Source organism: Thermovirga sp., from assembly GCA_012523215.1.
Taxonomy (GTDB): domain Bacteria; phylum Synergistota; class Synergistia; order Synergistales; family Thermovirgaceae; genus 58-81.
The window spans coordinates 1-10,403 of record JAAYIZ010000079.1 but is presented as its reverse complement, the minus strand read 5'-3'; the positions used below and the strand labels follow the sequence as shown (position 1 = coordinate 10,403).

Genomic DNA, 10,403 nt, shown 5'->3' with positions numbered 1-10,403 from the left:
CCCTTTCTTCCTGGGGTTCCGGCTCCTCGAGGGCGCTCATGCTGAGCCTTATCCTTCGCTCTGCGGTTTTTATCTCGATGACCTGGGCCTGGACCTCCTGCCCCTCGCTTATTACGTCGCCGGGCCTCTCGACCCGTTTGCGGCTGATCTGGGAGACATGGATAAGGCCCTCGATACCTTCCTCCAGTTCGACGAAGGCCCCGAAATCGGTGAGGCGGACCACTTTGACGGGGTAGACACCATCGACCTGGTACTTCTCCTCCAAGTCCTTCCAGGGATCATGCAGTTGTTTGTAACCCAAGCTGATCCTCTTGTTTTCTCCATCGACGGAGAGGATCTGCGTTTCCACCTTCTGACCTTTTTTGAGGATCTCCCTCGGGTGGCGGATCCTCTGCCAGCTTATATCGCCTATATGGACCAGGCCCTCGACGCCGGGCTCGAGTTCTACGAAAGCTCCGAAATCGGCCAGGTTGGTGATCTTCCCGGTGAGGACCTGGCCTTCCTCGTAGCGGTCCGTCACGTCATCCCACGGGTCGGGCTGGGTCTGCTTTATGCTCAGGGAAACCCGGGAACTCTCGGGATCGATCCCGATGATCCTGACCTTCACCCGGTCGCCCTTGTTTACGACCTCTTTGGGTTTGATATTCCTCCCCCAGGCGAGTTCCGTGTTGTGGACAAGGCCCTCCACGGGGCCCAGGTTGACGAAGGCGCCGAAGGAGGTGATGGAGGTCACCGTGCCTTCCATGGTCTGCCCTACCTCCGTCTTTTCAAAGAAGGCCTGCCTCTCTTCCTGGAGTTCCTCCTCCAGGAGGGCCCTCCGGGAGAGGACGATCCGCCTCTTGCGGCGATCCTTTTCAAGGACCTTGACATGGAAGGTGTCGTCGACCAGTTTCGAGGGGTTGACCCCCCTGCCCTCCTCGGCGAGGTGCGAGACGGGAACAAAACCCTCGATGCCGCAACAGTCGACGATGAGGCCGCCCTTGACCTTTCTGAGGCCCCTGACCTCCAGCACGTCCTCGTCGGTGAGGCACGATTCCATGGCGTCCCACCGTTCGTCGAACTCGGTCCTCCAACGGCTGACGGTCAGTTGGGATTCCTCCCCGTGCTTCAGGGATACCACCTGCACCCTTATAGTGTCCCCTACGGAAGGGACCTCCCTGGCCTCGACCAGGGAACGGTGGCTCCACTCGTTCCTGGGCAGGAAACCCTCGCATTTGAAGCCCACGTCCACCAGCCAGCCCTCGTCGTTGGAGGTCACCACGGTGCCCTCCACGGTCTTGCCGCGGTGAAAGGCGCCTACGCTGTACTTCTCAAGAAAGTTCTCCATCGATTCATTGTTGTTGCCCTCGCTTGAGGGAACTGCTGCCTTTTCGTTGTTCGATCCTGTTTCTTCGGTCATTACCAACCATCCTCCCCGGCGCTCCCTGCAGAATCAAGTCTCGTAGCGATTTTTCGGATCAGCCAGTCGGGTGTGCTCGCCCCCGCCGCGATCCCGATCCTTTTCTTGCCCTCCAACCATCCCCTTTTGAGACCGTCCACGTCCTCGATCCAGAGGACAGGGCTCCCCGAGGCAGACGCTACCTGGAAAAGCTGCGTCGTATTGGCGCTGTTCTTGCCGCCTATAATGATAATACCATCAACGGAATCGGCAAGCCGCGCCACCGATTCCTGCCTCGACGATGTGGCGTCGCAGATGGTATTGAAAATCCTCGTCTCGTGGACGGCGGAGGACACTCGGGAAACCAGGGCTTCCAGGTTCTCCTTCCGCTGGGTGGTCTGAGAGACGATGCCAACCTTTTCCAGTCCCTCCCAGGCCGGGTCCGCGAGGTGACCGGGCTCCACGACGATGACGGAGCCTTCCGGGGATTGCCTCAGGGCCCTCACCTCGGGATGATCCTTGTTCCCCAGGATCAAGACCGTGTAACCTTCCCGGGCGAGCAGGGCCGCCTTCTCCTTCGCCCTGCTCACGAAGGGACACGTCCCGTCCAGCACCCGGGCGTTCCTGGCTCGCAGTTCTTCCATGATACAATCGGATATGCCGTGGGCGCGGATGAATACGGTGCCCCCCGGCGGCACTTCGGAAGGGGTCTCTATGATCTCCAGGCCCTTTGAGAGGAGCCTTTCCACTTCTTGGGGGTTATGGATCGGGCTACCCAGAGCGTAGACCCTGCCGTGACTTTCCAGGGACTCCTCGAGGGCGGTTATGGCTCTTCTGACCCCGAAGCAGAAACCCTTCGGTTCGACGAAGATCAATTCCACCCCGACTGTTCCCCCTGTCTTGCTTCCCAAAGATCCACCACTTTCCTCGCTATATCCTGGATCGATGCGCCGGTGACATAATACCACAGGCACGGGGAAAATCTCCTGAACCAGGTCATCTGCCTCCTGGCGAAAGCCTTGGTCGCCCTGATGTCCCCCTCGATGGCCTCCTCGAGGGTTATTTCACCCCGATGGAAAGCCGCCAGTTCCCTGTACCCGAAGCCTTTCATGGAGGGCAGTTCCGGTCCGAAACCCCTCGAAAGGAGGAAGGCCACCTCCTCGGGGTAGCCGGAGGCGAATTGCTCACGCACCCTCTCCGCGATCTTGCCGTACAGTTCGGCCCGGCCGGGGTAAAGGCCGATATAGAACGGTCTGAAGGAGTTAGGGCTCACCGGCCCCTTCGCCCTGAGGCTGGTGGGGTTTTCGCCCGTCCTGTCTATTATGGAAAGGGCTCTTATGATCCTGAAACGGTCGTTGGGGTGAATCCTGGAGGCGTACTCGGGGTCAAGGCTTTCCAACCTCCTGTAAAGATCTTCGGATCGGCCCCGGTCCCAATCCTTTTCATACTCTTTCCTCGTGTCGTCCCATCTCTTGAGGCCCTCGTGGATGACATCGGAAAAAAGCGCCTTGAAATAAAAGGGAGAGCCTCCGGCGAGGATGGGCACCCGGCCCCTGGCCAGGATCTGCTCCACCGCCTTTGACGCGCCGGCGGCGAAGTCCGCCGCCGAGAAGGTCTCATCGGGGTCAGCCACGTCGATCAGGTGATGGGGGATCTCTTCCCTGATTTTGCGGCTGACCTTGTCGGTCCCGACATCCATGAACCGATAGACCTGGCGGGAATCCACCGAGATGATCTCGCCCTTCAGCCTCCGGGCCAGTTCAAGGGACAACAGGGTCTTCCCCGAGGCCGTGGGGCCTATCAGGGAGAGCAGTTCCCTCGGGGAGGCGGTCATTTCCCGCTCCTGGCGAAAAGCCTCGCGAGATCGCTCTCCCGCAGCCGGATGAAGGTGGGCCTCCCATGGGGGCATAGGGCCGGTTCTTGGCAGCTGAAGAGATCTTCCAGCAGCGCCTCGGCCTCCTCCGGTCCCAGGCGGTCGGTTATCTTGACCGCCCCTTTGCAGGACGCGTCGGGAATGCCGCTCAGGATGAATTCCGGCGGCCGGCCGTCCTCCAGGGCGGCCACGGCGGCCCTGAGGAGCTCCAGGGGGTCGCTGCCGGTCCTGTAGTTGTATCCGCCCGGTACCGATTCGAGGACCATGGCCCCCGGTCCTTCTCTGAACCCGAAACCCAGGCCTTCCAGTTCGGCGCGGAATTCCCCGGCCCTGTGGGAAAGCGAGGGGGGCAACTGGGCCGGGACGGGGATGCTCTGGGGAAGGCCGGACCTCTCAGCGGCCGACATCCTCTCGAAGAGTATCCTTTCATGGGCCGCGTGGGGATCGATTACGAGGAGCCCGTCGGTCTCCTCGAAGAGGAGGTAACCCGACCCGAGCCGGGTTATGAAACGCCTTTTCCTGCCTTCAAGGGACTGCCAGGGCTCGAAGGAGGTTGCAAAAGGAGGTTCACCCACCCTGGCGAATAAATCCGCCTCCCCTTGCCGGGGCAGGAAAGGGGCGCCGGCCGGTGTCCCGGGAATCCCCTGGACCCACGGGCCCCCTGCCAGGGCGCTCAACCCTTCGGCGGTCATGCTCCCGTCCTCGACGAGGTCGAGGACGGTCCTCCGCACCGTGTCGTACACGGGCAGGGAGGAGTGGCAACGCACCTCCGCCTTTCCGGGATGCACGTTCACGTCGAGCAGTTCCGCCGGTACGGTGATGAAGAACATCCAGTTGCCCGAGGCCGCCTCCCCGCAGGAGGCGAGCGCCCCCAGGACGGCGGCGTCCCTCACGCGCCTCCCGTTGAAGAAGATGATCGATTCCCTCCTCCTCGACCCGGGGGCCGGCAGCCAGTAGCTTTCCAGGACCAGCGGCCCCGACTCCACGATGAGTCGCCTGGGGGCTTCGGCCGTCCCCCAGACTTTGGTCAGCGCGACGGCCCGCTCCTGCCTGCCGTCGCTGGAAAAGACCTCCCTTTCCTCGCAGAGGGCCCGGAAAGCCACCTGGGGAAAGGCCGCCGAATACTCCTTGACCACGTTGACGGCCCTTCGTGTTTCGGTGGCGGCGCTTTTCAGGAAACTTCTCCTCGCGGGGAGGTTGAAAAAAAGGTCCTCCGCCTGGACCCGGGTTCCCCTACGGCAGGGAAGGACAGCATGGAGGCTCATGACTCCCCCTTCGGCACGGAGCACTCCCCCTTCCTCTCCAGCCGGGCGGCTTCTCATCTCGAAGCGGCTCACGGCGCAGACGCTGGCCAGGGCCTCCCCCCTGAAGCCGAAGGAGCCTATGCCGGCGAGGTCTCCGGCCTCGCTGATCTTGCTGGTGGCGAACCTCTCCACGGCCAAGGGTAGTTCGGCGAGGGGTATGCCTTGACCGTCGTCCTCGACGAGGATGAGGGATTTCCCCCCGTCCCTGAGACCGACGGTGATCCTGGAAGCCCCCGCGTCGAGGGAGTTCTCTACCAGTTCCTTCACCACCGAGGCGGGGTTCTCGATCACCTCTCCAGCGGCAATTCGCAGGGAAACATCGGGCGGTAGTTGCCTGATGGGCTTCATCACGACTTCAGCACCTCCGCGGCCCTCTCCTTCAGAAAGTACAAAAACTTAAGCGCCTGAAGGGGGGTCATTCCGTCGAGGTCCACGCCGGCCAGCTCCGTCATCAGTCCCCGGGCACCCTCCCCGAAGAGCGAAAGTTGCCCCCGGGGAGCGGCGACGGGCGAAACGGCCGGGACGGCATCGCCTCGCTTTTCGAACTCCTCGAGGATCTCCATGGACCTCTGGAGGACCCTCTCGGGTATGCCCGCGAGCCTCGCCACCTCTATCCCGTAGGAGCGGTCCGCCGGGACGGGGACGACCCTGTAAAGGAAGACGATGCCATCATCGCTCTCCTTGACGGCCATGCTTAGGTTCTTCACGCCGGGAAGCCTCTCCGAGAGGACCGTCAGTTCGTGGAAGTGGGTCGCGAAGAGCACCTTGGGCCTCCTGTCGGGCTGGCCCTGCAGGTACTCGAGGACGGCCCAGGCTATGCTCATGCCGTCGTAGGTGGAGGTGCCCCTCCCCACCTCGTCCAGTATCACGAGGCTCCGGGAGTTGACGGTGTTGAGGATATCGGCGGTCTCTATCATCTCCACCATGAAGGTGCTCCGGCCCCGGGCGATCTCGTCCCGGGCGCCTATCCGGGAGAAGACCCTCTCCACGATCCCGAGCGTGGCGCTGTCGGCGGGTATGAAGGACCCCGCCTGGGCCATGATGGCCAGCAGGGCCGCCATGCGCAGGTAGGTCGACTTGCCTGCCATGTTGGGGCCGGTGACGATGGCGATCCGGTTTTCATCCCCGTCGAGGTGAACGTCGTTGGGGGTAAAAGCCCCGCCCGACGCCAGCGAGTTCTCCACCATGGGGTGCCTTCCACCCCGGATCTCGAAACGATCGCCGTAATCCACCTCGGGTCGGCGGTAGTCGAAGAGCGCCGCCACCTGGGCGAAGGAAGCCAGGACATCCACGGTCGCGATGCCGTCCGCCAGGGTCCTCAGCTCGGAGGAGCACTCGCCGATGGAGGCGACGAGCTCCCTGAAAAGTTCCTCCTCCCGTTCCAGGGCCTCGCCGGTGGCAGTGAGCATCCTTTTCTCGAACAGTTCCAGCTCTTCCGTGATGAACCTCTCGGCCGAGACCAGGGTCTGTTTCCTCGTGAAAGAGGGCGGCACATCTTTAAGATAGGACTTGCTGACTTCGAGGTAGTACCCGAAGACCTTGTTGAAGCCGATCTTCATGTTCCTGATGCCCGTCTGGCTCCTCATCCGGTCCAGGTAATCGTCGAGCCACTCCTTCTCGTCCTTCCTGACGCCCCGGAGGCCGTCCAGGGCCGAATCGAAGCCGTCGCGGATGAAGCCGCCCCCGTGGAGGGTCCTCGGCGGTTCTTCCGGCAGGGCCGAGGAAAGGGTCTTCCCCAGCCTCTCCGACGCCTCGGGCAGGACCAGGAGGCCTTCCAGTCCCAGTTCTTCCAGGTGCCTTGCCACGCCGGGAACGGCCTCCAGGGTGTCTCGAAGGATCCCCAGGTCCCTGGGCCCCGCGCTTCCAAAAGCGACCCTGGTGAGCGCCCTGTCCGTATCCCCGCAGCCCGAGAGGGCAGCCCGCAGCCTCGACCTTGCCTCGGGCGATTCCAGCATCGCCTGGACCTTGTCCTGCCGGTCCGATATGCCCTCGGCGTCGATGAGGGGGTGCAGCAGCCACTCCTTCATCTTCCTGCGCCCCATCGCCGTCGAGCATTGGTTAAGGGTGTCCAGGAGCGAACTGCCCGGAGGGTCGGCGATCTCCAGGTTCCATGCGGCGGCGGGATCGATGAGCATCGAGGCTTTTTCCAGGAGGGGCCCTATCTCCACGGCGCCCCTGGCGGACCTGAACTGGGTCTCCTCGATGAAGGCCAGCAGCGCCGCTGCGCATCCGCTGGCAGGATCCAGGTCGGAAAGGCCGAAACCCTCGAGGGAAGCGACGCCCCATTCACGGCATATCCTCCTGGCGGCCCCGGGCAGCCTGAAGTCGTCCCTGCTCCTGGGGGTGACGGGGTGGTCCTCCTTTCCCTCGAGGAGGGCGACGGCGGCTTTCTCCTGTCCCGAGGGGCAGAGCACCTCCGAGGGCGAGAAACCGGCCAACTCCGACCTCGCCGAGGCCTGGCTCAACGTACCGGCGAGCAGTTTGCCCGTGGCGAAGTTCAAAAGGGCCATGGCCACGCCCCCGGGGAGCACGTTGACGCAGGCCAGCCTTCCCTCCGATGCCGAATCGGCCGGCAGGAAGGTCCCGGGGGTCACCACCCTTACGACCTGCCTGTCCACGAGGGTCCTCCCGTCCGGTTCGGAGACCTGCTCGCAGATGGCCACCTTGTGACCCGAGGCCACGAGCCTCTCGAGGTAGCTGTCGACGGAGTGGAAGGGCACGCCGGCCATGGGTATTTTCTTCTGGGGGTCCCTCGCCGTGAGGGTTATATCGAGGATCGAAGACGCAACGCGGGCATCCTCGAAGAACATCTCGTAAAAATCCCCCATCCTGAAAAAGAGGAGGCAGTCGGGATACCTTCTCTTCCACTGGGCGTACTGCTTCAGCATGGGCGTCATCCTGAGGTCTTCCGGCACCGCCGCGGTCATGATCTCCTGCTCTCCAGGAAGGATTGCAGGATGAGGGAGGCGGCCACCTTGTCGACGACGCCCCTTCTCCCGCGCCTCGAGAGGTTGCCCTCCAGGAGCGCCCTCTCGGCCTGGACGGTGGTAAACCTTTCATCCCAGGGGACGATCTCGATGCTTTCATCGCCTATCCTTTCCCGGAGCCTTTCGATGATGCCCAGGACGCGTTCGGCCTCGGGACCCCTCGATCCGTCGGTGTTGATCGGGATGCCGACGACGACGACGTCGACCCCCTTCTCCCGGACCATGTCCCTCACCAGGGCCATCCAGTCCTTCCCCGCGTCGAGCACATCGATCCCCTGGGCGAAAGCTCCCAGGGGATCGCTCAGGGCCACGCCGATCCTTACTCTGCCTATATCCAGGCCAAGGGCCCTTTTCAAGCCTTTCCTCCCGTCATCTCAAGGACTTGTTCGCGGACGCCCTTCAGTGAGGCGGCCAGGCCGGACATGTCCCTGAACCCGGCCTGGGCCATGTCGGCCCTTCCACCGCCGCCGCCGCCGAGACCGGCCGCTATTTTTCTCGCCAGCAAGCCGCAATCGACCCCCATCGCCACGGCCTCCTTGTCGGCCATGGCCACCAGGTTCCCCCGGTCACCCTCTCCCGCCGCCAGGACGATCACCACCGGCGACAGCCTTTGCCTGATCCTGTCTCCCGCTTCCCTCAGGGACTCAGGATCGGCCCCTTTCAGTATGCCCGTCACGATGGCGATGCCCCCCGCCTCCTCGCGACCGTGGAGGAGCTCCTCCACCCCGGAAAGGGCCAGGCGGCTTTTCTGCTTTTCCAGCCGGCCGGAAAGGAGGCGGTTCTCCTGGACCAGTTCCGCTGCCTTCTTCTGAAGTTCTTCGGCGGGGACGGAAAGCAACCTCGCCAGGGCCTCGACCTGTTCCGAAAGCCTCTGATGGTGCAAAAAGGAGGGCATTCCCGCCAGGGCCGTGATCCTCCGGATCCCCGACCCTATGCCCTCCTCCCGGATGATCTTGAAGGAGCCGATGTCCCCGGTGGCGTCCACGTGGGTGCCGCCGCAGAGCTCCGCGCTGAAGCCGGGGACGCGGACAACCCTCACCTCGGACCCATACTTTTCGTTGAAAAGGGCCTTCGCCCCCAGCCTCTTCGCGCTCTCCCTGTCCGTCAGGATGACCTCGAGGGGGGTGTTGAGGACGATCTGCCGGTTCACCATCAACTCCACCTCCCTGGTTTCATCGTCGGAGAGGGGTTTCATGTGGGTGAAATCGAAACGCAGCATCTCCTCGTTCACGAGGGAACCGGCCTGGGTTACGTGGCGGCCGAGCACCCTCGTCAGCGCTTCATGAAGCAAGTGGGTCGCGGTGTGGTGGGCCCTGGTGGCGCGGCGCCTCTCGCTATCCACCTCGGCGACGACGGGCAGGCCCTCGGCGGCCTCCCCCCTGGTGACGGTGACCCTGTGAGCCACCAGGTCGCCGGAGGTCTTGATGGTGTCGTTGACCTCGGCCAGGAAGGATTCCCCGCTGATGGTGCCCCTGTCGCCGACCTGGCCGCCCCCCTCGCCGTAAAAGGGGGTCTCCCGCAGGATCAGGACAGCCTCGGAACCCTCGGGGGCGCTTTCCACCCTTCTGTCGCCGACGATGACGGCGGTGATGGTGGTGTTAGCCCTTTCGGAAGTATAACCGCAGAAAGCCGTGGCTCCCTGCTCTTCGACGAGTTCATCGAAAAGGCTCTTGCCTATCCCGCTCGAGGCGCTCTTCGCGCCGGCCCTCGCCCTTTCCCGCTGCTTTTCCATCTCCCTTTCGAAGCCCTCACGGTCCACCCTTACCCCCTTTTCCTGGCAGACCTCCTCGGTCAGTTCGTAGGGAAAGCCGAAGGTGTCGTAAAGTTCAAAGGCCACGCCCCCCGGGAGGGTGCCTTCCATCCCCGGGGCCAGGGAAGAGACCTCCCTTTCCAGCAGCCGCAGCCCCATCTCCAGGGTCCGGCCGAAACGCTCTTCCTCCAGTTCCACCACCTGGCCGATGAGGGGCCGCTGCTCGATGAGTTCCCCGTAGGGTTCCCCCATCACCTCGAGCAGCACGGGGTAGAGGTCCATCAGGAAGGGCCTGTCGACGCCGAAAAGCCTCCCGAAACGGACGGCTCTCCTCAGTATCCTCCTGAGGACGTAGCCGCGCCCCTCGTTCGAGGGGAGGACCCCGTCGGCTATCATGAAGGCCGTGGCCCTGAAATGGTCGGCGATGACCCTGGCGGCCCTGTCTCCGGGCCCGCCGTCGCCGTACCTTATGCCGCAGATCTCGCAGGACTTGTCAATGAGGGGCTTGAAGAGATCGGTCTGAAAATCCCCGGCCACCTGCTGGACCACCGACGCAAGGCGCTCCAGCCCCATGCCGGTGTCTATGTTCTGCTTGGGCAGCGGCACGAGGGTGCCGTCTTCCAGCCGGTTGTACTGCATGAAGACGAGGTTCCACACCTCCAGGAAGCGGTCGCACTCGCAGCCCACGCCGCAGCCGGGCCTGCCGCAGGAGAAGGAGGGCCCCTGGTCGTAGATCAGTTCGGAGCAGGGTCCGCAGGGACCGACGGGTCCCACGGACCAGAAGTTGTCCTCCTCGCCCATCCGGCAGATGCGCTCCGACGGGACCCCGATCTCCCCGTTCCAGATGGAGAAGGCCTCCTCGTCGTCCTTGTAGATCGTCGGGTAGAGCCTGTCCGGGTCGAGCCCCACCTCCCCGGTGAGGAAATCCCAGGCGAAGGCGGCGGCGCCGCTCTTGAAATAATCGCCGAAGCTGAAGTTGCCCAGCATCTCGAAGAGCGTGTGATGCCTCGCGGTCTTCCCGACGTTCTCGATGTCGTTGGTCCTGACGCACTTCTGGGATGTGGTAGCCCTTTTGAAGGAGGGCACCCGCTTGCCCAGGAAGTAGGGCTTG

Annotated in this window: 7 protein-coding genes; all 7 read right to left on the bottom strand. The window is 63.5% G+C overall.

Annotation, left to right across the window (positions count from 1 at the left end):
* A partial coding sequence (locus GX108_02365; protein ID NLO55891.1) for a S1 RNA-binding domain-containing protein occupies positions 1-1,399 on the bottom strand: 1,399 nt, incomplete at its 3' end.
* Entirely contained in the window at positions 1,399-2,259 is an 861-nt protein-coding gene (ispH, locus tag GX108_02360; GenBank protein ID NLO55890.1) for a 4-hydroxy-3-methylbut-2-enyl diphosphate reductase, read from the bottom strand. The genes ispH and GX108_02365, both read right to left, overlap by 1 nt.
* The gene (gene miaA / locus GX108_02355; GenBank protein ID NLO55889.1) at positions 2,250-3,212 is read right to left on the bottom strand and encodes a tRNA (adenosine(37)-N6)-dimethylallyltransferase MiaA; all 963 of its coding nucleotides are present in this window, start codon (positions 3,210-3,212) and stop codon (positions 2,250-2,252) included. The genes ispH and miaA overlap by 10 nt, the downstream gene beginning before the upstream one ends.
* Complete coding sequence (locus tag GX108_02350) at positions 3,209-4,906, bottom strand: DNA mismatch repair endonuclease MutL (protein NLO55888.1); 1,698 nt, start codon at positions 4,904-4,906, stop codon at positions 3,209-3,211. The genes miaA and GX108_02350 overlap by 4 nt, the downstream gene beginning before the upstream one ends.
* Positions 4,903-7,482, bottom strand: a complete 2,580-nt coding sequence (gene mutS / locus GX108_02345) for a DNA mismatch repair protein MutS (protein ID NLO55887.1) — start codon at positions 7,480-7,482, stop codon at positions 4,903-4,905. The genes GX108_02350 and mutS overlap by 4 nt, the downstream gene beginning before the upstream one ends.
* Complete coding sequence (gene ruvX, locus GX108_02340) at positions 7,479-7,898, bottom strand: Holliday junction resolvase RuvX (protein NLO55886.1); 420 nt, start codon at positions 7,896-7,898, stop codon at positions 7,479-7,481. The genes mutS and ruvX overlap by 4 nt, the downstream gene beginning before the upstream one ends.
* A partial coding sequence (gene alaS / locus GX108_02335; protein ID NLO55885.1) for an alanine--tRNA ligase occupies positions 7,895-10,403 on the bottom strand: 2,509 nt, incomplete at its 5' end. The genes alaS and ruvX, both read right to left, overlap by 4 nt.